The 24,591-nt window shown below is 54.9% G+C and carries 19 protein-coding genes; 3 read left to right on the top strand and 16 right to left on the bottom strand.

Translation table 11 applies throughout. The annotated features are described in order from the left end of the window. The first annotated feature begins 143 nt into the window (after window positions 1–143). Entirely contained in the window at window positions 144–1,436 is a 1,293-nt protein-coding gene (locus tag ACYVHB_RS19770) for an MFS transporter (protein WP_461053509.1), read from the top strand. On the opposite strand, the gene ACYVHB_RS19765 is transcribed toward ACYVHB_RS19770, so the two are convergent. From ACYVHB_RS19765 to ACYVHB_RS19725, 9 genes are all read right to left on the bottom strand, one after another. Next, window positions 1,423–2,037 (bottom strand): hypothetical protein, encoded by a 615-nt coding sequence (locus ACYVHB_RS19765; RefSeq protein ID WP_461053508.1) that lies wholly within the window; start codon window positions 2,035–2,037, stop codon window positions 1,423–1,425. The two genes, ACYVHB_RS19770 and ACYVHB_RS19765, sit on opposite strands and share 14 nt — an antisense overlap. 38 nt (window positions 2,038–2,075) lie before the next feature. Beyond that, a complete protein-coding gene (locus ACYVHB_RS19760) occupies window positions 2,076–4,289 on the bottom strand; it encodes a penicillin acylase family protein (protein WP_461053507.1) in 2,214 nt (737 codons plus the stop codon). A gap of 62 nt (window positions 4,290–4,351) precedes the next feature. After that, window positions 4,352–5,944: an amidase gene (locus tag ACYVHB_RS19755; RefSeq protein WP_461053506.1), complete on the bottom strand. Its 1,593-nt coding sequence runs from the start codon at window positions 5,942–5,944 to the stop codon at window positions 4,352–4,354. 192 nt (window positions 5,945–6,136) lie between these two features. Then, window positions 6,137–6,766 carry a hypothetical protein gene (locus ACYVHB_RS19750; protein ID WP_461053505.1) on the bottom strand — a complete coding sequence of 210 codons (630 nt, stop codon included), beginning with the start codon at window positions 6,764–6,766 and terminating at the stop codon, window positions 6,137–6,139. Window positions 6,767–6,844: 78 nt separating this feature from the next. Next, window positions 6,845–8,614 carry an L-lactate permease gene (locus ACYVHB_RS19745; RefSeq protein ID WP_461053504.1) on the bottom strand — a complete coding sequence of 590 codons (1,770 nt, stop codon included), beginning with the start codon at window positions 8,612–8,614 and terminating at the stop codon, window positions 6,845–6,847. Between the two features lie 87 nt (window positions 8,615–8,701). Continuing rightward, a complete protein-coding gene (locus ACYVHB_RS19740; protein ID WP_461053503.1) occupies window positions 8,702–10,870 on the bottom strand; it encodes an alpha-amylase family protein in 2,169 nt (722 codons plus the stop codon). Window positions 10,871–10,891: 21 nt separating this feature from the next. After that, window positions 10,892–12,175 (bottom strand): Gfo/Idh/MocA family oxidoreductase, encoded by a 1,284-nt coding sequence (locus ACYVHB_RS19735; RefSeq protein ID WP_461053502.1) that lies wholly within the window; start codon window positions 12,173–12,175, stop codon window positions 10,892–10,894. Window positions 12,176–12,546: 371 nt separating this feature from the next. Next, a complete protein-coding gene (locus ACYVHB_RS19730) occupies window positions 12,547–13,155 on the bottom strand; it encodes an acyl carrier protein phosphodiesterase (protein ID WP_461053501.1) in 609 nt (202 codons plus the stop codon). After that, complete coding sequence (locus ACYVHB_RS19725) at window positions 13,152–13,706, bottom strand: deoxycytidylate deaminase (protein WP_461053500.1); 555 nt, start codon at window positions 13,704–13,706, stop codon at window positions 13,152–13,154. Before ACYVHB_RS19725 ends, ACYVHB_RS19730 begins: the two co-directional genes overlap by 4 nt. 54 nt (window positions 13,707–13,760) lie before the next feature. Between ACYVHB_RS19725 and ACYVHB_RS19720 the strand changes: the two genes are divergently transcribed. Continuing rightward, a complete protein-coding gene (locus tag ACYVHB_RS19720; protein ID WP_461053499.1) occupies window positions 13,761–14,783 on the top strand; it encodes a Gfo/Idh/MocA family protein in 1,023 nt (340 codons plus the stop codon). 12 nt (window positions 14,784–14,795) lie between these two features. Here ACYVHB_RS19720 and ACYVHB_RS19715 read toward each other — a convergent pair whose 3' ends face one another. From ACYVHB_RS19715 to ACYVHB_RS19685, 7 genes are all read right to left on the bottom strand, one after another. Further along, complete coding sequence (locus tag ACYVHB_RS19715; protein WP_461053498.1) at window positions 14,796–16,121, bottom strand: ABC1 kinase family protein; 1,326 nt, start codon at window positions 16,119–16,121, stop codon at window positions 14,796–14,798. Window positions 16,122–16,213: 92 nt separating this feature from the next. Next, window positions 16,214–16,897, bottom strand: a complete 684-nt coding sequence (locus ACYVHB_RS19710; protein ID WP_461053497.1) for a TetR/AcrR family transcriptional regulator — start codon at window positions 16,895–16,897, stop codon at window positions 16,214–16,216. Between the two features lie 87 nt (window positions 16,898–16,984). Continuing rightward, complete coding sequence (locus tag ACYVHB_RS19705) at window positions 16,985–17,590, bottom strand: Uma2 family endonuclease (RefSeq protein ID WP_461053496.1); 606 nt, start codon at window positions 17,588–17,590, stop codon at window positions 16,985–16,987. Between the two features lie 34 nt (window positions 17,591–17,624). Beyond that, on the bottom strand, window positions 17,625–19,766 hold the full coding sequence (locus ACYVHB_RS19700) for a ComEC/Rec2 family competence protein (protein ID WP_461053495.1): 2,142 nt from the start codon (window positions 19,764–19,766) through the stop codon (window positions 17,625–17,627). Next, a complete protein-coding gene (locus ACYVHB_RS19695; RefSeq protein WP_461053494.1) occupies window positions 19,763–20,215 on the bottom strand; it encodes a GNAT family N-acetyltransferase in 453 nt (150 codons plus the stop codon). The genes ACYVHB_RS19700 and ACYVHB_RS19695 overlap by 4 nt, the downstream gene beginning before the upstream one ends. A gap of 107 nt (window positions 20,216–20,322) precedes the next feature. Continuing rightward, window positions 20,323–21,675, bottom strand: a complete 1,353-nt coding sequence (locus ACYVHB_RS19690) for a M43 family zinc metalloprotease (protein ID WP_461053493.1) — start codon at window positions 21,673–21,675, stop codon at window positions 20,323–20,325. Then, a complete protein-coding gene (locus ACYVHB_RS19685; protein WP_461053492.1) occupies window positions 21,656–22,615 on the bottom strand; it encodes a PhoH family protein in 960 nt (319 codons plus the stop codon). Before ACYVHB_RS19685 ends, ACYVHB_RS19690 begins: the two co-directional genes overlap by 20 nt. Window positions 22,616–22,980: 365 nt before the next feature. On the opposite strand from ACYVHB_RS19685, the gene dnaB reads away from it, so the two are divergent. Further along, window positions 22,981–24,591 carry a replicative DNA helicase gene (dnaB, locus tag ACYVHB_RS19680; RefSeq protein ID WP_461053491.1) on the top strand — a complete coding sequence of 537 codons (1,611 nt, stop codon included), beginning with the start codon at window positions 22,981–22,983 and terminating at the stop codon, window positions 24,589–24,591.

Raw genomic sequence — 24,591 nt, 5'->3', positions numbered from 1 at the left:
TACCAACGTGCTGTCTAGAAAGCTATCAATGTCAAGTATACCAACGACTTTTCTACTTTTTAGTGAAGCGGCTTCTTACCAGCAGCCATTGACAAATCAGTCGATACACGTCAACCACCCAATAGACAAACCGCATAGCTGACATGGGAACTACCCTGGCACAATCCCGCTGGTACCGCCTGATACCGATTGCGTTCATTACGTATAGCTTAGCTTACCTAGATCGGGCCAATTTTGGGTTTGGCGCGGCCAGTGGCATGGCGGCCGATTTGCGCATTACCCCAGCCATGTCGTCCCTGCTGGGGTCGCTGTTTTTTCTGGGTTATTTCTTCTTTCAGGTACCCGGTGCCATCTACGCCGAAAATCGAAGTGCCAAAAAGCTGATTTTCTGGTCCTTAATTCTGTGGGGCAGCTTAGCTACGGCAACCGGCATTGTCAGCAACGTGACGGTATTGATCGGGATTCGCTTCATGCTCGGTGTCGTCGAAAGCGCTGTGATGCCGTCCATGCTGCTTTTTTTGAGCCGGTGGTTTACCAAAGCCGAGCGGTCGAGGGCCAATACGTTCCTGATTCTTGGCAATCCGGCCACGATCCTGTGGATGTCAATTCTGTCGGGCTATTTGATAAAAGCGGTCGGCTGGCGATGGATGTTTATTATCGAAGGAATTCCCGCCATCATCTGGGCTTTTTTCTGGTGGCGGTTAGTCGCCGATAAACCGACCGATGCAGCCTGGCTGACCGACCCGGAAAAGCAGGCGCTGGAAGAAAAACTACAGCAGGAGCAGCAGGGCATTAAACCCGTCAAGAACTACGCGGAGGCTTTTAAGTCCCGGATTGTGATTTTGCTGAGTTTGCAATATGCCCTGTGGAGCATTGGGGTCTACGGATTCGTCATGTGGCTGCCATCCATTCTGAATGCCGCGCCGGATATGAACATTGTTAAAACCGGCTGGTTAGCGGCCGTTCCGTACGTACTGGCGATTGTCGGCATGTTGAGCGCTTCCCATTTCTCGGACAAAACCCAGAACCGAAAGCTGTTCGTCTGGCCGTTTTTGCTGCTGGGTTCGCTGGCTTTCTACGGCTCTTACCTGATTGGTCCCGACAATTTTTGGGTATCGTTTGCGCTCCTGATTATTGCGGGCGGGGCGATGTATGCTCCATACGGACCGTTCTTCGCCATTATCCCGGAGATATTACCCAAAAACGTAGCGGGTGGTGCGATAGCGCTTATCAATAGCTTAGGCGCGTTAGGCTCCTTCGTCGGCTCCTACATTGTTGGCTATCTAAATGGCACCACCGGCGGTTTTGGGGCTTCCTATGTTTTTATGGCTGGTTCCTTGCTACTGGCTGCCATCATTACGATGGTGGCCGTGAAAACGCAGGACGTAAGCTATAATCCCGGTCAGCCATCAATGAGCGGAGTCACGGCGACTTGATAAACGCGTCAATGAATGAATCGGCGGGTTTCAGATCACAATCCGAAGACAGGGCCGAAATCCGCTGGTCAGCTATTACTAATCGGGTCCCCTCCTCCGGTTTACACTCCGTTGTATAGCCTTTCCAGTACACCACGAGAGCCAGTATATCAACACTTAGCCAGCGTTCCCCCCACACCAGCATTGGGGTATCATTTCCTTGGGGACAGAACTGAAAGCGGCTCACCGGCTTGCGAACCCCCGGTCCGTGCTGTTCTACAAAGGCCGCTTTTAATTGAGCGCTGTAGTCGCAGGAGAGGTTAAATAATGTGTCGTCATAAAAAACCAGAACAATGTTGGTTACTGAAACACCGGCAATCATCAGGGTAGATGCCGTAAACGTGCGAATGTGAGCGCAGGGCAGGGCTATAGTTCCTTTGACGTAGGATTGCTCTTCCTCCCTGAATGCAGTACGGTTGAGTAAATCGGGCGTCGTAATGCCGATGGTGTACTGTCCTAAGCCAGCTATTTTTGACTGACCTCGGCTCAAATCGGGCACCATAATCACAAAGAGCAGCACGTATTTCATTAGATTACCCGGCTTGGTTGGTTGATTTTTCATGGCACTGGCCACCCGGCCCGACAAATCAACCACACTCCTTACTCCCCCGGATGGTACGTTTTCTCGACGTGCTGACGAACATCTTCGGGGTAGAACAGCACGTCCTTAAACTGGCCAGCGCAGTAGAGTGGGGCCTGGTCGGCAAAGTGTTTGGTGCCGGGTTTGCTGCTTTGCCCGCCCGTCACCACCGAGCGGGCACGTACCCGCTTACCAAACTCCACCACGGCCACGAAACTGTTACCCACGCTGCCGTACCGCTTTTTGGTGCCGGGATACGTCTTAGCCGCAAAAGCCGCCAGCGACCCCCAGGCCGAAGAGGTGAAACCAACGGGCAGGCTGGGCTGCTGATCGTCGTAGGTTTCCTGCGTCTTGCCCGTCAGGCGCTGGTACCGGTTAATGTCGCCCCAGGGCGTTTTCCAAGTCCCGAAATCGCGCGTCAAGTCGGTTAGTACGGTGGCGAGGGCCGCTACTTTTTCGGCTGGGGTAGTGCTTTTGATGGTCAGAGCGGTGAGACTCAGGTTATCGAGCGGCTGGCCAGCAACCGCGCGACTCCGGGCTAACCGCTGGATTTTCTCGCCCCAGTGAATGGCCAGTGTTTGCCCAATGGATGCCACGCCGTACGATCTATCCCAGCCCCGCAGGATTTGGATGGCTTCGGCTAAGTCCTTCGATGTATTGGCCGAATCACCGGTGACCGTTTTGTATGCATCGAACAGGGCCGGAAGCAGGGCGTCGAAGGCGATCAAGTGCGGATCGTTAGCCGCAGCAATCAGCGTATCGAGGGTGAACATGGGTTTCTGGCTCAGCACGCGGACGGCGTTGATGCCCCGGTAGTTTTCGGCGTCGGGTGCCATGTAGGCCGGGTACGCGCTTTTGGCCGGGCTGCTGCTGCCCGATACCGTAAACGGGGTGGCGTTGCAATTCTGAATCCAGCCGCTGGCGGGGTTGCGCACCTGCACAATGTCCTCCACCGGATGCAGGCCTTTCCAATCCGTTGCGGGGTCACTCCCATCCACGGGTTGCTCCCAATCGAATTTGGGGTCACGCTTGGGCATGAAATTGCCGTGCCAGTAGGCAATGGTTCCGTCGCGGTCGGCAAATATTGTGTTGTTCGACGCGTTGCCATTGAGCTTCATCACCTCCTTGAAACTCGCGTAGCCCGTGGCTTTTGTCCGCAGGTACGACTGCGACAGGGCGTTCAGGGGGGTGTTCATCATGGCAATGGCGATCCATTTGCCGTCTTTTTCGCCCGCAATCGGGCCGTGCTGCGTGAAGTACATCGTGAATTCTTTGTACTGCATCCCGTTGGCCGTTTTGTAGGGCAGCCGCACGGTTTGCGTCCTGACCGGCTTGAGCGCCGTCCCGTGTTTATAATAAAGTGCATTCCCTTTTTTCTCGATGATTTCCAGATATTCGTCCATCGAATCGGCGTAACTGGTTGTGTGCATCCAGCCGCAATTTTCGTTAAATCCCTGGTAGATGAAGAATTGCCCCCATGTAACGGCCCCGTACGCGTTCAGCCCGGCCTGACTAACCATCTGCACCTCCGACCGGAAGTAAAACGACGTGTGCGGGTTGATCAGCAACAGCGCGTTTTTGGTGGCACTCTTGGCGGGCGCAATGGCAAACCCGTTCGAGCCGATGGATTCGCGCTCATAGTGGTCATAATTAGTATTCAGGGACGTTGATTTGCGCCCTTCGTAAAATGCTTTCAGCCGTTCGGTCGATACCACGCTGATGTTCCCACCGATGCTGCCTTCACTGAACATGAGTGGCATCCACGGCTGGAAGCGTTTCAATAATTTGGGTTTAACAGCCGGGTGTGTGTGTAGGTAGTAGTTCGTGCCGTCGGCAAACGCGTCCAGCAGTTGCTTCATCCAGCCCGGACTTTTTTTATAGATGGCAATCGCCTGAGTCGAGTCCAGAAACAGCCGCGCCCGCAGGTCGTGGTACAGGGCCGATTCACCTTCCACTTCGGCCAGTCGACCAATGTTTGTGATGTAGTTTTCTTCAACCCGCTCGAAGTCATCTTCGCACTGGGTGAACAGCAACCCAAACACGACATCGGCGTCGGTTTTGCCATAGATGTGGGGAACGCCCCACGTATCGCGCGTGATGGTAACCTGCTTGGCCTGTTGCTGCCAGCGGGCAATTTCGGCCTTATTAAACGGCTGAGCCAGGAGTGCGGTGGCATTCAGAAAGACAAGCAGACCGAACAGAAAACGAATCGACGGGGCGGTAAAACAATGCATTGATAAATACGGGAATGGAGTGAGTTAGCGAACTGACAGAGAAGTAAGCGGTTCGGGGTGGATTATCGACGGCTAATGGCCGGAAACCGTTTGGGCGACGTCCGGTGATGGGTAGCTTGTTCGTAGGCATAGGCCAACCGGATTAGCGTTGGCTCATCGAACAAACGTCCCAAAAACTGAATACCGGCGGGTAAGTCGCCGGTGGTAAAACCCATCGGAATCGTGAACGCCGGTTGGCCCGTAGCAGGCGCAATCAACTGACTGTTATCCCCTTTGTAGCCGGTCGCGTCGCCCACCAGCGCGGGCGGATAATTCCAGGACGGGTAAATCAGCGCATCCACGCGCAGACGATTCATTTCGGCTTCGACGGCGTTGCGGTAGGCAATTCGGCGCGAATCAGTGAAGGCGTCCCCACACGGAATTTCGGGGTGGCTGGCCCGGCCGGTGTGCGTTTGCTGGTAGGTGAGCCGGTCGCGCACGATGTCTGAATACCCGCCCACCCGGATGATGTCGTCCAGTGTTTTCAGCGTATCCCGCTTCACGAATGTTCGCAAATACGCTTCAACGTCGGCTTTAAAATCGGCGCACCACTGATTAGCCCGCAGCGAATCAAAATCGGGAATGGTCACGTCAACGACCTGCGCACCCGCACGGGTCATATCCGCAATAGCCTTGTCAAAAAGTTGCTTGATTTCCGGGTGAATATTCTTGTCGCTCACTTGACGCATCACGCCAATCCTGGCCCCTTTCAACCCATCTTTCCGCAAGAACTGGGTGTAATTTTTGGGCACTTTACCCTGGCTATGTTTAGTAATCGGGTCGTTGGGATCGTAACCAGCCGTGACTTCGAGAAGGCGCACCGCATCCTCGACTGTGCGGCACATGGGTCCGCCGACGTCGTTGCGGGTATAAAGCGGAATAATGCCGTACCGACTCACCAACCCCAGCGACGTCCGAAAACCACATAGGGCGTTGTGCGACGACGGTCCCCGGATCGAGTTACCCGTGTCGGAACCTAACCCAACCGCACCCAGATTAGCCGCTACTGCAGCCGCCGTTCCCCCACTCGACCCGGCGGGCACGTGGGCTAAGTTGTACGGATTCAGGGTTTCGCCCGCCATTGAGCTTTGCGAGTGCATGGGCGTGAAAGCCCACTCGGCCATGTTGGATTTGGCCAGAACAATGGCGCCCGCTTCCCGCAGCTTCCGGACCTGCCAGGCGTCTTCGGTCGGGACAAATCCTTTCAATGCAATAGACCCACCCGTTGTTTGCAGGCCCTTCGTATTGAAATTATCCTTTACGATCACCGGAATACCGTGCAACGGACGCAGCTTACCGGTTTTTTTAAATTCGGCATCCAGCGCACGGGCCGTAGCGATGGCGTCGGGATTTACGACAATGATGGAGTTGAGTTTCGTCGGCTGGTCGTAGGCGCGAATACGCTCCAGATAGGCATTAACCAACTGTTCGCTCGTCAATGAGCCACCTCGAAATGCCCGGTGAATGTCGCTGATCGTGGTTTCCACCATATTGAACGGAGTAGCTGGTGATCCGGTAGCCCGCGACTGAGCGTTTGCCGACCCGGGACAGCCAGGATGTACCAGCCATAAAAAAGTGGAGATGCGTAGTAGAGAAAGGCGTACTCGTTGCAACATACGTTAGTTAGACAAACAGTATAATCGTATGGCAAAAGTACGCTTTCCAGATTAGTTTATACAGATCAAGGCGTCTACAACTCGTATTTATACTGTTTGACGCGCGAAAGGCAAAACTGAACAAATAAGAATAAATTTTGTCACTACAGATAGAAAACGGATACTATCAGATAAATGAGTAAGACTTCATGATTAATTGACAATGTCAGTAGACTCTCTATATCCTTCAATCGCTAAAGCCAGTTCTTGAAACTTTACGTGTCTGGGCTTTAATTTCTGAAGTGTTGATAAACTTATCGTTTTCTGAACTGGACATGCAGAATCTATAACGGAGGTTGCCAGCACGTAGAATTCCCATTGATCCAAGTCGAGTGGGTTAACAGTATTTTTCTCTTTGTGGCCAAGAACACAGAACACATATACATCAGCCTGCCGTTTTACTTCCATTTTATATTTGCTATTTTCAGCATCCCACCCTGTTGTAGGACGTATACCAAAACTTATACTGGAAAGCTTCTTCTGATGCCAAGATTGTAAGTAGGCTGCAGACTTCACTTCTATGCGCGTACCAGCACCCGTCATCAGGTCATAAGAATCCCATTCAATTCTTACACGATGTGTGATATTAAGAGCCTGAGCTACAATGTACTCTGCTAACTGTCCACGTAGCGCATTATTGACTAAATCGGAAGCTGACCAACGCCAGAAATCTAATAACAAAACATCCAGTTCCTGTCCTTTAAGTTGGAAGCGCTCCTGGCCGGTTTTCACTTTTACCTCAAGCAAAGGGTATTCTGCTGAACTATTGTCCGGTTGTGTCATTCTATTAAATTTTCGGCAAGCAGTTACAAACAGGTTTAAGTAACAATTAAAGAAACGAATTTACCTGTTATAAGCCAATCAGTTCACTAAGTCCTGCGCTGGCTTTTCACTCCGGCGGGTGCGTGAAATAGCGACCGCCAGCGAAGTTAGGAGTATAGCCAGAAACAGTAAATACGTGTACCCCTGCGACAGATCGGGCAGCACTGTCGTCTTTTTAACGTCCTGCATTTTATACACTGGAATCAGCCATTTCAGCACGTAGGCCTGGGCCAGCGTCAGAAAACAGATAAACGTCAGCATGTAAAAACTGTGCTTTACGGTAAAGCGAAACAGCGTCGACTCCTGACCCACTAAATTCCCGGCCGCTGCGGCTACGGCAATCGACTGCGGAGAAATCATCTTGCCCACCACCCCACCCGACACGTTGGCGGCAACGGTCACCACGGGGTCCACACCAATCGACGTGGCGGTGGCGTACTGGAGTTTACTGAACAGGGCATTGGCCGACGTATCGGAACCGGTGATAAACACCCCCAGCCAGCCGAGCATAGGCGCAAAAAACGGAAACAGTGAACCCGTGCTGGCCAGTACAGTCGCCAGCGTGAGCGTGATGCCGGAGTCATTGAGGATGTAGGCAAACCCCAGCACCGACGCAATGGTGAGAATCGGAAACTTTAGTTGGTTCAGCGTCGTCCCAAATACCCGAACGCCCTCCCGGTAGGTCAGGCCAACCAGCGGAATGGCGATGAGCGCGGCAATCAGGATGGCCGTCCCCGCAGCCGACAGGTAATTAACCCGAAACACTTTGGGCAGCAGGTTGCCATCGCTCCCCTGAATGGCGTTATGCAGTCCGGGAAATTCAAACTGGGTCAGCCCAGATGCGTTGAGCACGTCCTTGACCGGCTGCAATCCCCAGGCGATGATCGTGATGGTGAGCACCAGGAAGGGTGACCACGCCCGAATGATCTGCCCATTCGTGTACGTCGCGTTGGGGCTAAACGTGGGGGCGGGTTCGTTGGCAAACCGCCAGATGGTTTTGGGCTTCCAGAATCGTAGAAAGACCATCAGGCAGATGATCGAACCGAGACCGGCAATCACGTCGGGCAGGGCTGGTCCCATGTAGTTGGACGTGAACCACTGGAAAAACGCGAACGATACGCCCGACACCAGCACGGCCGGTGCAATCTCCGAGGCCCGGCGAAAACCAGCGATGATCGTTACCAGGTAAAACGGCAACAGAATGGACAGGATGGGCAGGGTCCGGCCAACCATCTGCGAAATGGGCGTCTCCGGAATTCCCGACACTTGCGAAGCCACCGTAATAGGAATCCCGATGGAGCCGAAGGCAACGGGAGCGGTGTTGGCAATCAGGCAGATGCCCGATGCGTAGAGCGGATTGAACCCTAAGCCCACAAGCATGGCCGCCGTGATGGCCACGGGTGCGCCAAAACCGGCCGTGCCTTCCAGGAACGATCCGAACGAAAATGCAATCAGCAGAGCCTGTAGCCTCCGGTCGGCCGTGATCGACCCCATAACATGTTTGATGATCTCGAACTGGCCACTTTTAACGGTGAGGTTGAACAAAAAAACCGCCATGATTACCAACCAGCAAATGGGGAACAGGCCATATAACGCACCGTGCGCAGCCGACAGCAGGGCCAGTTTGACCGGCATTCCATACACAAGAATGGCAATCAGCATCGCGATCAGGGTAGCCGATAAGCTCGACTGGTATCCCTTCATCTTCCTGATAATCAGCGCCCAGAAAATAAACAGTATGGGTACAGCCGCCACCAGAACCGATACAACGATGTTCCCGAACGGGTCAATGACTTGTTTCCAGACCATGAGTCGTGTGCTATTGGGGCAGTAAGTAGTAAGTGAGGCAGACAAGCCTGATGACTCCTACAATTGCATAGTAAGCTGTGCATCTACTCATGCCAGATCGAGCGCTACAATTTCATGGTCTAAAATTCGGGGCACCGTGACCGTTACCCGGCCTCCCCGAAGGTCGAATTTGGGCGTCTGTTGGCTCATCAGCAGGTGGACAGCCATCACCTTTGCCCCAGCCGGTATTTGCACGGAAACCTGAGCATCTACGGGGATCAGTTCCCGGAAAGGCCCTTTCAGCATCATCGGATTTGTCAGATTTACCAGGTGCACGGTCATGGATTTCGCCTGCTGCCACACCGTAACATCGATTACTCCCGGCCCCGTTACAACGGCAACGGGTTCCTCGTCGAGTGCCCACCGCACTACGTTGCCCAGAAGCTGACCGTGATCGACGTTCAGTAACTGCCAGAACGACCGGTCCAGATCGCCGGGAATGTAGGCAACCCGCCCCTTTCCGACCTGCCGGAGGTATAATTCGCGAATGTCGGTTTCGGGGACGCGCGGATACACATCCTCCATCGGCAAATCGGGGTACGTAGGAATGAGCGTAATCGGGCTGGGAAACGTTGTCGTTGGCTTTACATTGACCTTATAGATAGCATTCACAATGCGGGGCGTGTCGGCCAGGCCGGTTAGTATCTGCCGGGTCTGGGGGTTTGCGGCCTCGTGGCGGAGTTGCAAATAGCTGTTTCGCAGGGGACCTTCCACCCGCTGGTCGTAGGCAACGCCGAACAGGCTGGCGAGTCCAAAGTCAGGCCGCTGCTTGCCGTTCTCATCGTAAAGCGACGTTTCAAACGTGGCTACCAGGCTCCCGCCGGTCTGCACATACTGCGCCAACTGACGACACTGTTTGTCGGACAGGGCCGCAATGTTGGGTAGTACCAGCAGTTTGAACCGGTTCAGGTTCTCCGGTTCCAGCAGTCGGTCGTTGACCATGTCGAAGGGCAGGCGGCTTTCTACGAGCGCGTGGTACATGCCATCGAGGTGGTCGGGACTTCTCTGCTGCCACGGCTTGCCGCCGTAATTCTGCTCGGTCTGTTCCGAATACACCACGCCGATGCGGGACAGGGAAGCGGTGTTGCGCAGGTATTTTTCGTTTCGGTGGTAGCCCTCGTACAGCGTCGCCACGGCATCCATCCACCGCTTGTCGTAGATGACGCCCCCGAACTTAACGAAGCACGGCCGCATCCCGTTGGCTGTTCCTTCGGCCACCCAAATTCGGATTTCAGCGTCGCTCTGCACCGAGTCTTTCCAACGGAATTCCTCCTCGACCCCGACACTGAAAATACCAATCAGCGGCTTCAGTCCGAGCGTCGACCTAAGTTCTTTGGCCCCTTTCCCGTTCGACCAGGGGGCCGTGAGACCGCGCCGGGCCTGCTGATCGGCAAAGAAAAGATCGGCTTCCCGACCCGTCACCACCCGATCGGGAAACCCGTTGGGTATAAAGCGGGACGTGGACCGCTGGCTGCGGATTCCGGCGTCCCACACCGCCCACAACTCCCGCAGACGCCCAACCCGCCATTCGGCATATTTGCGGTAGCCAGGATCAAACTTATCCACTTTTCTGGGTAGTTCCAGACTGGCGTAGGCCTTAAAGTTGCGCGTACAGTGCTCGCAATAACAAATGTCGTGGCCAGCCCATCGGTTCGAGAACAGGCCATCTGGCTGGTAGCGTTGCATGATTTCGATGTTCACCTGGGTCATGAACTCGAAGTTGTACGGTCCCAGCGCGCAGGTCACCCACAAGTCCGGGTTGGCCCAGTGACGGCGTTTCTGCCCGTCGGCGGTTACGGCAATCCAGTCGGGGTGCGCGTCGTACACGTTCTGCCGGGCGGCATGGGGATCGGTGCGGAGCATGATGGACATGCCCTGCTTGCGACAGCCTTCAACCAAATACCCCAGCGTGTCGGCGTTGCCCAGAAAATCGCTCCGGTGGTGCAGAGGAATGCTGGTCGGATAAAAGGCCACGACGCCACCCGCGCTCAGTAAGGCACCATCGGCGTGAATGCGTTTGAAATAACTGAGCCAGAAGTCCGGGTCATACTGGCCGGGGTCCCGTTCGACGAAGGCGAGCTGTGCCCACCGCATCGGCCCATCGAGCCAGTTGTTAGGTTCCATTGGTGACCCAACGCTGGCCCACGCAGCCGATCCTGACAGGGCGTACGCTCCGCCCAGGACGCCGGTAGCCTTAACAAACTCTCTTCGTTTCATACGGTGAGGGGGGTAAGTTTACTACGTTAATTTCCACCCGGTTCGGTATTTCCGCGACAGCAGGGCGTTGGCCTCGGCGTTGTGGCGAAATTTCTCTTTGCGGGCGTTCCACTCCAGCGGCTCACCCAGCCGGTAGGCAATCAGACCGAGGTGCATGGGCAGAGTCATTTGCCGGGCGTAGGCGAGGTTCGATTCCGGCTGCTGGCGCGACTTCACGGCGTTCACAAAGTTCTGCTGGTGCCCCGGCGAACGTTCAAGCGTGATGGGCACCTCGGGTACGTCGGTCATCGTGACGCCGTTGATGGTAATCTCGCGGGTATTGTAGTCGCAGAGGAGGGTGCCTTTGTCGCCCTCGAAATACGCGCCAATGCCCCGTTTTTCAGCACCCGGCACATTAGGTGGGGTGCTGGTCCAGTGGAGCGTGAGGTTATCGAATTCGTAGTCGACATCAATCCATTTGGGCGCGTCGGCAATACCCTCCGGCGCTTCGCCTTTCGCCCGGATGCTTTTCAATCCGGTGGGGTTGATCGACCACCAGACGACATCGGCAATGTGGCACCAGAAATCCTGAAATACGCCCCCCGAATAATCCAGAAAGTAGCGGTAATTAAAATGGCACCGTTCGGGTGCGTAGAGCGAAACCGGGGCTGGCCCCTGCCACATGTCCCAATTGAGCGTGGGCGGAGGAGTCTGGTACGTGGCCGGACCCAGCACGGGCGGAAAACCCGTTTTCCAGAGCCGGACCGTATGCACCCGGCCAATGGCCCCAGCCCGGATTATCTCGACCACCCGGTGGTAATTATCGCCCGCGTGAATCTGAGTTCCCAACTGAAAAATACGGTCGTAGCGGTTGAGCGCTTTCTCCATCTGCTGACCCTCCCGAACGCTGTAGGATAGCGGCTTCTCGCCATACACATCTTTACCCGCCTGAAATGCCATGATGGCGATTTGGGCGTGCCAGTGGTCGGGCGTGGCGCAGGTGATGGCGTCGATGTCGGGTCGGTCGAGCAGATACCGGAAGTCGGCGTAGGTTTTGGCGGTGGTGTTGGGCTGGATTTTCTGCAATACGCCAAGGGCTTTGTTGAGGTGAGTCTCATCAACATCGCACAAGCCAACGACCTCCACGTCGGGCAGGTTGGCAAACCAGTTGAGGTGATTGGTACCCATGCCGTTCAGCCCGATGTGTGCCACCCGCAGGCGGTCGCTGGGGGCCACTTTGCGGGTCATGCCCGGAAGCAGGGCCAGACTGAGCGCCCCGGCGCCACTCGTTTTCAGGAAATCCCGGCGGTTCATGGGGCGGATCATCGTATGGAGGGTTTAAATTGGTTTATCGCCTGACATCGTTAGACTACAGCCAGCAAAGACAATAAACCGGCCCACTTACTATGCCCACAACCGCCTTCCCACCGTCGTTTAGCTTTACTGTAGGCCATTTATTTCTTACCGGCCTGAGAATAGCTCCATGGACTGCGTTGCTACAAACTATCTGGCAAAGGGATATAAGACAAGTTTGTCTGGTATGGGAAAATGGCTGACGCTTAGCCCTTCGACTACGCGTCCCGGACAAGCTCAGGGTGACGGGAAAATTGAATGAAAATAGTGGACTTGAGTCAAGTTTGTGGTCACCCTGAGCTTGTCCGGGACGCGTAGTCGAAGAGCTAAGCGTCAGCAAAAAGTTAAACCTGTCTTACGCCCAGTGAAGCAGTAAAGTGCTCACAATGAACTACCAACTGCGGCCAGAAATGGGCAAACCGCTCACTGATTTCGTCGTAGTACCGCTCCAGATCGACTATAGCCGTATCTAATCCCGACGGGAACGCCGTCCGGCGCGAAACGCCTTTCAACGACCGGTCAATGCCTTCAATCGTCGGGTAGTGCCGGAGCCAGTCGTACTGAACCATGGCGCTGAGCATCCTGATAGCCGGGGCCGGAAAATGAGCGCTGTTGCGCTGGAGCGTTTCGTAGAAGTACTGCGTAAACGCGGGCAGCGATTCGCCGGTAAGTTGGGTGAAGTTGGCAGCCAGAAAATGATCAAAAAAGATGTCGACCGCCGGGCCCGCGTATTTATGGCAACGCGGACGCAGCAAGTCGCGCACGGCCGCCACGTCGGGGTGAGTATCCGTGAAGCTGTCAATGGCGCGGTGCAGCCGAATACCCGCTACCTCGCCGGGCGTCAGGCTGTGCCGGGGATGGGTCGGATCACCTTTGACAAAATCGCCCAGAAAATTACCCGACAGCAAGCTATCGTTTCGACCGGAGAGCCAGCCATGCGCCAGTATGTTCATTGGCCCGGCGCGTTCACCTCCGCTTTTCGGGAAATGGGTGGTTCAGACAGCAACGTAACTCCGTTGCCCGGCTGGTAGCGTTCGACCGTCACGCCAAACCGGCGCAAAAAGTCAACCCCCTCGTCAGTTCCGATTCCTTTGTATTCGGCGTAGGAATGCAGGAAAATAACGCGGGCGATTTTCATGCTGTAGATAATCCGGGCGCAGGCGATGCAGGGCGAGAGGGTCACATAAATCGTAGCTCCTTCAATCTCCGAACCGTTTTTGGCAGCATACAGAATAGCATTTTGTTCGGCGTGGAGAGCGAGCGAGCAGGAGCCTTTGGAGTCGCGGGGGCAGCCCACACCGGGAAACTCCTCGTCGCAGTTGTGGGTTCCGGCGGGCGGCCCGTTGTAGCCGATGGAAATGATGCGCGTCTCGCGGGTGAGCACCGCCCCCACCTGCGCCCGGATGCAGTGCGACCGTTTGGCCAGATTCACGGCCAGTTCCATGAAAATATCATCGAAGCGGGGCCTTGTGTGCGTTACGGGCGTGTCGGTGGTAAGTAGCATTCAGTAAAGGTACGGGATGGATAAACTAACTCAGCTTTTTGCTTTCTTTACGGCATGTCCCTATTTAAAGCAGCAATCATCGGCGGAGGCAATATTGCCGATAACAACCACATTCCGGCGCTCAAAATGTTACCAGAGCAAGTTGAAATCGTGGCTGTTTGCAGCCGTGACCTCAGCAAAGCCCGTGCCTTAGCCGACAAACACGGCATTGTCCATGCTTTTAACGACACCGGCGAGCTGTATCGTCAGTGCGCTCCTGATTTGGTGGTTATCTGTACGCCTAACAACCTCCACTACCCGCAGACGATGGAAGCATTGGCGCATAACTGCCATGTTTTTTGTGAGAAACCACCCGCCCTCAACGCCCCAAACGCCCGCGAAATGGCTGACGTTGCTGCGCGGAAAGACCGGATGCTGGCGTATAATTTTCAGCTTCGGCAGTCGGCCGAGTGGGCATTGCTCATGCGCTGCAAACGTGACGGACTGCTGGGCGACATCTACCACATCAAGGCACATTTTCTGCGTCGGCGGGGCATTCCGGGCTGGGGTTACTTCACCAACAAGGCCGTGCAGGGCGGTGGGGCGCTCATCGACCTCGGCGTTCACGTACTCGATTTAGCCCTGTGCGCCCTCGACTATTCCACACCGGATCAGGTGCTGGGTAATACATACAATTTTATTGGCAAGGCGGGCGGCAAAGGGCTAATGGGCACCTGGAATCCAGACACGTTTGAGGTTGACGATGCGGCTATGGCTTACCTTTCGTTTCCGGATAAATCGTCCATCATGCTGTCGGCTTCCTTTGCCCTGAACACGCAGGTTGACGTAGATCGCAATCTGGAGATCTTTGGCAGCAAAGGGGGTGTCAGGCTTTTCCCGTTCGCGTTGCACACCGAACTGGCGGGTGAACTGGCCGATGTTCAGTTCCCGTATCTGAACGATGGCGATATGCAGCTAAAGAACACGGCGGCTTTTCTGGATGCCTGCCAGGGGAAACCATCGAACGTTTGCACCGCCAAACAGGGCGCTATTTTACAGGAAATCGTCGAACGAATCTATGCGTCCGCGACTACCTGATTCGTCGTTCGTTTAGGCCAGTACTTTCTTCGACCGCAACCACTCGGGTTTAGTTGTGACAACTCTGGCTTTCAGCTCGTTCAGCATGGCGTAGAGACCGTAGTAGGTGCGGTTCACATACAGGCCGTCCTGCGATCCACGGGCTACTTTCGAACTTTTCAGTTGCTCCACTTTGGTCAGCCCTTCAGCAAACGCGTAGACTTCGTTGAAGTACCGGTCGTCGCCAAAATCAAATTCCTCCACGGCGAACGGTTCGCCCAGCATTCGGATCATTTGCTTGAACAGGCCCGAAAAGAACGCCCGGTCTTTCGGCGAATCAACCGGGGTCAGGAACTCCAGGTTCTCGAAAATCTGCTCCATCAGCGCGTCGTCCTCAATGGTGTCGGGGTTGACGAGCCGGAAATAATTATCGTAATAGAAATCCGGGATCACCTTCACGCAGCCGAAGTCGATGACGCCCATCGTGCCGTCGGCCCGCATGAGGAAGTTGCCGGGATGCGGGTCGGCGTGAACCTGCCGAAGGGTGTGTATCTGGAAATCGTAGAAATCCCACAGCGCCTGCCCAATCTGGTTACGGACAGCTTGCGACGGGTTCGTTTTCAGGAATTCCTTCAGGTGCATTCCGTCGAGCCAGTCCATCGTCAGAATTCGTTTCGACGACAGTTCAGGATAATATTTCGGGAACACTAAGTCAGGAATATGAGCGCAGGCCTCCGATATTTCGATGGAGCGCTTCAGTTCCAGGTCGTAATCGGTTTCTTCGAGCAGTTTGGCTTCCACCTCGCCCATGTAGCGATCAATGTCGCGCTCGTTCAGGTTCAGCAGCGTCACGGCCAGCGGTTTGGCAATGCGCAAATCCGACACAACGGCGTCGGCCACGCCGGGATACTGCACTTTCACGGCTAACTTCTTACCGTCTTTCCACGCCTGATGCACCTGCCCAATACTGGCGGCATTAACGGCTTCGATATCGAATTTGTCATACAATTGCGATGGCGTTTTACCGAAGTACGTCTTAAACGTCTTGACCACCAGCGGCCCCGACAGCGGGGGTGCCGAATACTGCGCCATCGTGAACTTGTCGGAGTAGGCCACCGGCAACAGGCCCCGGTCCATGCTCAGCATCTGCGCCATTTTCAGGGCCGAACCTTTCAACTCGCTCAGGGCGTCGTAGATGTCAGCCGCATTGGCTTTGTGCAGTTCCTCTTTCGACCGGCTGGGATCGAGGAGTTTCTTGCTATAATGCTTGATGTAATTGCCGCCAACCTTCACCCCGGCCTTCATGAACTGACTGGCACGGGCAACTTTGGTCGTCGGGACGGAGCTTTGGGTTTTCATATAATAGTCGTAAGTCGGTAAGTCATAAGTCGTAAGTAGCTGCCGCAAGATGTACTTGCGACTTATGACTTACCGACTTACGACTACTGTAATCACCTATTTTGATAAATGAATTTGGCGAAGTCAAACAAGGTATCGAGGGGTGAGCGGCCGATGAGGTCGAAGGACGTGTTGACGGCTTTTTCGATGGCGGTGTCGGTCTTCTCAAAGTTTTTGCTCACGTCGTTCACCCAGAAATTGAGCAGGAACAGCGTTTGCCGCCAGAGTGCGTTGGGGTAGCGATCCGTTATAAAGGCACGCGGCTCCACTTCTTTGCTTTCGCGTCCTTCAGCCAGCAAGTCGCGGGCGTAGTCGAAAAAGGCGTCTTTGAAGGGGAAAAGCACCCGGCTCTGGGCGTTCTGCCCCGCCCAACGCGCCCGCATTCCGGCCCGCGACGTGGGGCTGGTCATGGCACCGTCCCGGAGCCGCCCATAGCTGTAGACAACGAAACTGCGCTGTCCTTTCAGCAACTCAATCCAAGTGTAGTAGAACGCCAGTAGTTTCTCGCGAACGGAGTAGCCCTGGTAGGTTTCGTCGGCTTCGACGGTGGCTTTGGCTTCGGAGAAAAACGCCAGCCAGATGTCGGCTTCGATGGCGTCGAAACTGGCGTAATGCGTATAAAAATCGGCTTCGGCCAGTTTCAGCTTTTTGGCAAACTGGAAGACGGAGGTGGGTTGATGACCGTGTTCAAGAACGTATTCAGTGTACGCCTTACGGATTTTTTCGAGCGTTTCCATATACTTGTCTAACGGACTGTATACGGGAAAAGTTTGGTGTTTCTAATTGGTGGAGGTGAATCAATACCAAGAACTTATGGTCAGGATTTAACGCAGCAACAACCGCAAATTGAACGCAAATCCCGGCAGCACATTCTCACCCGAAATCGGCTGTTCAAAGTCCGTATGCCTGCTGATTGTTCCGTCGGCACGGTAAATAAGCACTTCCTGCTGTTTGACGTTGACCAGCCAACCTAACAAAACGCCGTTGGTAATATACTCCTGCATTTTCTCCTTGGCGCTATTAAGCGAATCCGTCTTAGACATAAGCTCGACTACAAAATCCGGCGCAACGGGCGGAAACTTCTCCTGCTGGCTGTCGGTCAGTTGGTTCCAACGGACATCACTGATCCAGGCTGCGTCCGGTGATCGGGTGGCTCCATTGGGCAGTTTGAAAGCCGTTGATGAATCAAATACCAAGCCGCCAAACGACTCCGACCACATGTCGAGCCGGGATGTAATTTTTGTGTTTCTAATTCCGGTTTTTCCGCCTGTATTGGGCATTGCTACGATAGTTCCGTCGGGATTGCGTTCGAATTTGAGATGGTCGTTCTGGCGGCAGAATTCGTAGAACGCATCATCGTCCATCAAATAGTCGGCGAACGTAACGGTTGTGCGTTGCTCGTCCGGTATATTTTCTATGCTGAGTGTCATAGCCAGGCTGGTTTATCTGTAAATATAACCAAAGTCACTCCAATTCTGCCACGTACGCGCCCATTTGCCGTACCGAGTAACACGTGATTCCGCGCTGTTTAGCATCCACTAACAGCTTGTCGGTCAGCGGTGTTTTGTTGGAGTCGTCGAAGATGATGTGCCGGGCTACCACGCGGCCGTTTAGCTGATTCCACTCGCGCATGGCGTTTCGGCGGATGATTAAATAATCGACCACGGCGGGCAGTTTCCAACGTCCTTTTCCAGTCAGTTTATTGACCAACAGCAGCGTTTTGCCCCGCCAAACCCAGAGCGCGTAATCTTTGGTACGGCTATAAGCCGGGACGCGAGTCAATGAATCTTCTTTTGCATTAATAACGGTCAGATCGGTGACGCCCCACTCCCCAAACGTGTTTTTCAAATAGAAATCATAGGAGCGCGTGTCCGACGTGTCGAGGTCGGTGAGCAGAATGCTGGCGTGGCCGTCGGTCAGGCTAACGGCCGTTCGGTGGGGCAGAAAATGAACGGCCATCTTCTGCTGATGCCGCTGCCCGTAGTCGTTCCACACGGTCAGCACCGCCAGTAGTAAAGCCGCCACGCAGGTCGCCCATAAGTAAGCTCGGTTGCGGGTCAGCACCAGCGAGATACTGCACAGAATGAGGGCGTAGACCAGGAGCATGGCAGCGGGCGAAAGCCAGAGACCGTCCCAGGCTGCGCCCGGCAGTTGACTGGTTTGCGTGACGGCCGCGTTGAGTAGCCAGGCCGTTTTTTGTAAGCACCAACCGAGTACATCGCTCAGGTACGGCACCCAGCTAAAAGCCAGTGTCGTCATGGCCAGCGGCAGCAGAATAAACGACAGCACCATCACAATTGGGTTAGCCAGCAGGAAATACGTGGGAAACTGGTGGAAATAAAATACGCCCAGCGGAAACGTAATCAACTGAGCGACAACGGCCACCGCCGTCAGTTCCCAGAGTTTGTTTGCCCATTTGTACCGAAACGTGAACGACTGCGAAAGCGACGATTGCCACGCGCCAATGCCCGCCACGGCTAAGTACGACAATTGAAATCCAGCCGAGAACAGCGCGTAGGGATCGTAACAAAGGATGAAAAACGCCGACGCACCCAGCGTATTGGCCAACTGCTGCTGCCGACCCGATGCATTAGCCACGATCAATACCGTGAACATTCCCGCCGACCGTAGCACCGGGGGCGAAAAGCCCGTTACGAGGGCATAGAACCACAATATGAGCAATTGCAGAGCGGCCATCAGCAACTTACCGCGTGGTCGTTTGATGAGAAAACTCAACAGAAACGTCAGCACCGCGAACAAGATACCGACGTGCATCCCCGACACGGACAGAATATGAACCGCCCCGGCCGCTGAATAGGCCCGGTACATTTCGGTATCCAAATCGTCGCGAACGCCCAGAATCATGGCGTTGACAATGCCGTATTCAGCGCGGCTGCCCACCTGTCGGGTAAACACGCTGTCGGCCCAGCGGTTAACGGTTGTGGCCAACTGCGTAATTCGGTTGGGCGGATCATACCCCACAATCCGGCGCTGAAACGGCCGCAGGTATTGCTGATGCGCTATGTTCCGGTAGCTGAGGTACCGCTTGTAGTTGAACTCGCCGGGGTTCAGGGGCGGGTCGATGGGGCGGGGCGAACCGGCCACCAACCAAACTTCGCCGTAGCGCGGGATGGCTCCAGCGGTTTTATCTAAGTAAACGATCACCCGGCCACTGACGCGTTGCCAGTTTGGCGGAGCCGGGATTACTGATGGTGTTACCGATACAGAACGGGTGAAATCTCCCCGGCGTATTTCCAGCTCGACCCGGTAGGTTTTGGCGCGTTCTTCAGGCTGCGTCGTCACCACGCCCTCGTAGGCCCGTAACGTATCGGTGGCATGAACAAGGTTATCGGGTTGGTTACTGGCGGTTCGCTGGTAGGTAATGGTCCAGCCAAAGGCCAGCAATACCAGCAATGCACCGATACCCTGCGCAGCCTGAACGGGTTTGACCGGCTGATGGCGGTAGCGCACATAGCCCCAACTGAGCAGGGCCGTTCCCACTGTCATTGCAGTCAGCGGCACTCCGTACCCGGCTGGACCGAACGTATACAGAAGAATACCCGTTACCAATCCGGCCGTGTAGCGCACGAAGGGGTGGCCCCTCATTGTTTCGAATAAGAAGAGCCGGGCAGGACCATTTTCTGGTGCTGAATACCCGCTTCATCAAATTGCGGACCAACCGGCACAAAGCCAAATCCAGCATACAGGGGCATGGCGGTTAGCTGCGCATGAAGGTAAATGCGTTCGATGGGTTCGGGCTGCTGGCTAAATACATCGTTTAGCACGGCTTGTAGTAACGCTTTAGCAACGCCCCGGCCCCGGTACGCCTTCAGGACGGCGAACCGCTCCAGCTTTACGCCATTGGAGGTGCGTCGCCAGCGGGCCGTGCCGCAGGAGACCCCGTCGATTCGGGCCAGAAAGTGCGTACTGCTGGTCTCGTATTCGTCGTACTCTTCCCGGGCCGATACGTTTTGCTCGTCAACGAACACCTGCCTTCGAATAGCAAAGGCTTCGTCAAGGTCCGCAGTGCTGGAAATGGGTAAAACGTCGATCATAGAATTTTGAGTTTGTCGTTTGTGGTTGGCTGATGCTGCATTGACCGCTGATCCGCCGGTGCGGTCAGTCCCGGCGGGGAACCGCAACTACAAACCACAAACTTTTCCTATTGCACCAGCAATTGCCTGCTCACGGACTCGGTGGCCGTTTTCACGCGAACGACGTACAGGCCCGTGGCTAAGTAATTAGTCGACAGCAAGACGCGGGTACTTGGCGAGTCCGAATAGCTCATTGCCCTTACCTGACGACCGGCCATGTCGAAAAGTTCAACCGTAAACGACTGAAAGTCCTTTAGTCGCACATCGACAAGAACATCTGCCACCGCCGGATTGGGGTACACATTGATGGTCAGTGTCTCAGTCGGCTCCAAGGGCGTCATCGTTGACTGGACTACGCGAAACCGACGGGGACTGAGCCTAAGTACGCTCCGCATCCGGCCCACCTGCCCAACCGTGAACACGTTCATGCAGAGATCTGGCGAGTAGTCCATGTAGTTTTCGATCATGTTCCGGGTGCGGGTCCCGGAGCAGGTCGAAAACAGATCCCGGCAGTTCACAGTTTGGTTAGACCCTTCCGCCCGGGGCGTATCCCCTACGTAGTCATTGCCACAAACGGCATCGCCCCACGTATGAATCAAGCCCAGCCAGTGCCCAATTTCGTGCGTGGCGGTTCGACCGCAGCAGTACGTCGAATTGCGAACGGTGCCAATCTGCCGACCAAAATAGCGATGGTCGATGATCGACCCGTCCGTAAATTCATTGCTGACAGGATCTAATCCGCTGAGGGTATCGGCCGTCGTTGGCAACTGCGTGAAGCCGAGGAAATCGTCTACCGTGGTCACCCAGATGTTTAGATACCGGTCGCTGGGCCAATAAGCAATCTGCGACAGGAGCACGTCGTCATTGTATACGTCGAACGATCTCTTTTGGGGGTAGTAGTGCCGGGTGATGCCGTTGGTAGGCTGGCCGCTGGGGTCTTTGTCAGCTAAAAAAAACTCGATGCCAGCGTCGGCTCCGACAGGATTGGTGTTGAAGCCATTAGTGCCGGGCTGACGGCGGTAATCTTCGTTCAGCACCCGAATCTGCGACGCAATCTGTTCGTCGGAGATGTTCCCGTTGTTATCGCCCCCAATCTCGTTCGACGCCGTGTTATGCACCACGTGTACGACGATTGGAATGCGGTATACCGTCTCATCGGTGGCCTGCCGCAGCAGCATCCGGCCGGACTCAAACTGTTCCAGCCGCCGGTTCAGATCGTTGAGCTGTCGAAGCCGGTTGGGGTTGCGCTGCTGCAATATGCGCTCGTGTTCCACTGTCCCGCAGCGTTGCAACGCACCGTTGGCGGTAGAGATGGATTGCGCCCCCGCAGCAACGCTGAGCAGGCTCAAAAAAGAACCGGCCAGCCAACGCCAGCCGGTTCTCAACAAGGTATAGTCTGATTTATGCACCTGCATTTTCATACGCCGTAATGATTTCCCGCACAAGCCGGTGGCGCACTACGTCGCGGCCATCGAGTTCGACAAACGAAATTCCTTTGATATTTTTCAATATGTCGACCGACTCAATCAAACCCGATTTCTGCTTGTTAGGCAGGTCAATCTGCGACCGGTCGCCGGTGATGATGGCCTTCGAGGTTGGTCCCATCCGGGTCAGAAACATCTTCATCTGCATGGGCGTCGTATTCTGCGCTTCGTCGAGCAGGATGAACGCGTTATTCAGCGTCCGGCCGCGCATGTAGGCCAGCGGGGCAATTTCGATGATACGATTTTCCTGGTAAAATTTCAGCTTTTCGGCCGGGATCATATCATCGAGCGCATCATAAATGGGCCGCAAATAGGGATCAATCTTCTCTTTCAGATCGCCTGGCAGAAAGCCCAGATTCTCCCCCGCTTCCACGGCGGGCCGGGTGATGATGATTTTCTTGACTTCCTTATTCTTGAGCGCCCGCACGGCAATGGCGACGGCGGTGTAGGTTTTACCCGTACCGGCCGGGCCAACGGCAAACACCAGATCGTATTTTTCAGCGGCTTCGACCAGGCGTTTCTGGTTATCAGTTTTGGCCCGGACGACCACGCCACGGGTGCCATATACCAGCACTTCGTCGTCGTCGGGCGGCACGGGCGCGGTTGTGCCGTTTGTGAGCAGACCACCGTGGCTGAGGTAACTCTGCACGTTCTCGTGGGTAACTTTACCGTACCGCTGGTAGTGTTCCATCAGCGAATCCAGAATGTCGCTGATGCGGCTTATTTCGGGCGTGGTGCCCTTAATCCTGATTTCGTTGCCCCGTGAGATAATTTTACTCATGGGAAACGCAGCCGCCACTTCTTTGATATTGTGGTTTTCCACGCCCAGAAAATCAATGAGCGAGACATTGTCGAGGGTAATGACTTTTTCGACCAAACGATGAATAGCGTTAGAGTGTGATTCCGAAAAGTAAGCGATTTCTCCATTCCTACAACACATCCCGACCAAAATTTATTCGCTCCTGTCTATTTCTTGTTATACGCAAAACTTTGGCGTAAAACCAGGCGGGTTCTATTGAGAAAGTAGTATCTTGCTGACTGACAGACGCCTACTATCTTTCCACACCATGTACGCCAAGTTGTTGCCTGACCGTTGCTTAAAAAAATAGATTTATTTTCGAGGGCATAGGACTAACATTACCAGAATGTTACGGGTAAGCGAGGGGTTTTATGGTCATACGTCGGCCGGTCGCGGCTTGCCTTTTGGGCTGGGGAATGCGTAAACTTGCAGTACGTTAAGACATGGAGAACAACGCCCGCCCCAACCAACATCTTCGCAAACCGTCGGCTTTTGCCGGTGGTCGTCAGCAGGCCGGTAACGCCTGGCTCGACACGGGTTTAGGTAAGCTGCCCCCGCAGGCGCTCGACCTCGAAGAAGCGGTGCTGGGCGCGCTGATGATTGAAAAAGACGCCCTGTCATCGGTTGTCGACATTCTCCGGCCCGAAACGTTTTACAAGGAAGCCCATCAGCGAATTTACAACGCCATTCTGACGCTGTTTGGCAACTCAGACCCCATCGACCTGCTCACCGTCACGCAGCAACTGCGCAAAACAGGGGAGATTGAATTGGTAGGCGGGGGTGGTTTCGTGTCGGAACTCACCTTCCGGGTTAACTCAGCGGCTAACATCGAGTACCACGCCCGGATTGTGTCCGAGCAGGCCCTCAAACGAGCGCTCATTGCCATGTCGTCCACGATTCTGCGCGACGCCTATGAGGACACGACCGACGTATTTGAACTCCTCGACCGGGCCGAGCAGTCACTCTTCAAGATTTCGGAGTCGAACATCAAGAAGAACTACGCCGATATGAGCACCATCGTGCGGATGGCGCTCAACGAACTCGAAACCAAGAAAAATCAGGAAGGATTAACGGGCGTACCCTCCGGCTTCACCAACCTCGACCGGGTAACGTCGGGCTGGCAACCGACCGAACTCATTATTCTGGCGGCTAGGCCAGCCATGGGCAAAACTGCGTTTGTCGTTAGCGCTCTGCGCAATGCGGCTGTGGATCACGGAAAACCCGTTGCCATTTTCTCCTTGGAGATGTCGTCGGTGCAGTTAGTGAACCGGCTTATTTCGGCCGAAGCCGAGATCGACTCCGAAAAAATCAGGAAGGGTACGCTGGCTCCCCACGAGTGGACGCAGCTACACCACAAAATTCAGCGGCTGACCGAAGCACCCATATTTATCGATGATACGCCCGCCCTGTCTATCTTGGAACTGCGGGCCAAATGCCGACGCCTGAAAGCGCAACACGATATTCAGATGGTCGTGATCGACTACCTCCAACTGATGTCGGGCGACACATCGGGCGGTGGGCGACCGGGCGGCAACCGCGAACAGGAAATTGCGTCCATCTCGCGGGCGTTGAAGAACTTAGCCAAAGAACTGAACGTGCCGGTTATTGCGCTGTCGCAGTTGAGCCGGGCCGTTGAAACGCGCGGGGGCGACAAAAAGCCGCAGCTCTCCGACCTGCGCGAATCAGGCTCAATTGAGCAGGATGCCGACATGGTTTGCTTCCTGTATCGCCCTGAATACTATAATATTACCGCCGACGAAAACGGCAACTCGACGGCGGGCGTGGGCGAGGTTATCATCGCTAAAAATCGGAGTGGTTCGCTCGATACGATTCAACTCCGGTTTATCAGTAAATTCACCAAGTTCTGCGATTTGGATTCCTATTTCGAGCCAGTCGGAACGCAGGGTTTCGCCCCTGACGTGAACGGCCTGAGCAGCTTCGACCGGTCCGGCGACGCGGGTGCTCCACCCTCAGCGGGCAGCGTTTTCAAAAGCAAAGCCAACAATCTCTCCAACTTCGGCAACGCCGATCCCAGCCAGGAAACGCCGTTTTAG

The sequence above is a fragment of the Spirosoma arcticum genome (assembly GCF_054779955.1).
The sequence above is the reverse complement of the archived record's forward strand: the minus strand, read 5'-3'. Positions and strand labels throughout refer to the sequence as shown.

Bases quoted from the DNA above. Each gene is read 5' to 3' on its own strand.
- dnaB (WP_461053491.1), top strand. From the start codon at position 22,981: ATGGAGAACAACGCCCGCCCCAACCAACATCTTCGCAAACCGTCGGCT.
- ACYVHB_RS19770 (WP_461053509.1), top strand. From the start codon at position 144: ATGGGAACTACCCTGGCACAATCCCGCTGGTACCGCCTGATACCGATT.
- ACYVHB_RS19700 (WP_461053495.1), bottom strand. From the start codon at position 19,766: ATGAGGGGCCACCCCTTCGTGCGCTACACGGCCGGATTGGTAACGGGT.
- ACYVHB_RS19710 (WP_461053497.1), bottom strand. From the start codon at position 16,897: ATGGAAACGCTCGAAAAAATCCGTAAGGCGTACACTGAATACGTTCTT.
- ACYVHB_RS19740 (WP_461053503.1), bottom strand. From the start codon at position 10,870: ATGAAACGAAGAGAGTTTGTTAAGGCTACCGGCGTCCTGGGCGGAGCG.
- ACYVHB_RS19705 (WP_461053496.1), bottom strand. From the start codon at position 17,590: ATGACACTCAGCATAGAAAATATACCGGACGAGCAACGCACAACCGTT.
- ACYVHB_RS19735 (WP_461053502.1), bottom strand. From the start codon at position 12,175: ATGATCCGCCCCATGAACCGCCGGGATTTCCTGAAAACGAGTGGCGCC.
- ACYVHB_RS19695 (WP_461053494.1), bottom strand. From the start codon at position 20,215: ATGATCGACGTTTTACCCATTTCCAGCACTGCGGACCTTGACGAAGCC.
- ACYVHB_RS19715 (WP_461053498.1), bottom strand. From the start codon at position 16,121: ATGAAAACCCAAAGCTCCGTCCCGACGACCAAAGTTGCCCGTGCCAGT.
- ACYVHB_RS19690 (WP_461053493.1), bottom strand. From the start codon at position 21,675: ATGAAAATGCAGGTGCATAAATCAGACTATACCTTGTTGAGAACCGGC.
- ACYVHB_RS19755 (WP_461053506.1), bottom strand. From the start codon at position 5,944: ATGTTGCAACGAGTACGCCTTTCTCTACTACGCATCTCCACTTTTTTA.
- ACYVHB_RS19720 (WP_461053499.1), top strand. From the start codon at position 13,761: ATGTCCCTATTTAAAGCAGCAATCATCGGCGGAGGCAATATTGCCGAT.
- ACYVHB_RS19760 (WP_461053507.1), bottom strand. From the start codon at position 4,289: ATGCATTGTTTTACCGCCCCGTCGATTCGTTTTCTGTTCGGTCTGCTT.
- ACYVHB_RS19725 (WP_461053500.1), bottom strand. From the start codon at position 13,706: ATGCTACTTACCACCGACACGCCCGTAACGCACACAAGGCCCCGCTTC.
- ACYVHB_RS19745 (WP_461053504.1), bottom strand. From the start codon at position 8,614: ATGGTCTGGAAACAAGTCATTGACCCGTTCGGGAACATCGTTGTATCG.
- ACYVHB_RS19730 (WP_461053501.1), bottom strand. From the start codon at position 13,155: ATGAACATACTGGCGCATGGCTGGCTCTCCGGTCGAAACGATAGCTTG.
- ACYVHB_RS19765 (WP_461053508.1), bottom strand. From the start codon at position 2,037: ATGAAAAATCAACCAACCAAGCCGGGTAATCTAATGAAATACGTGCTG.
- ACYVHB_RS19750 (WP_461053505.1), bottom strand. From the start codon at position 6,766: ATGACACAACCGGACAATAGTTCAGCAGAATACCCTTTGCTTGAGGTA.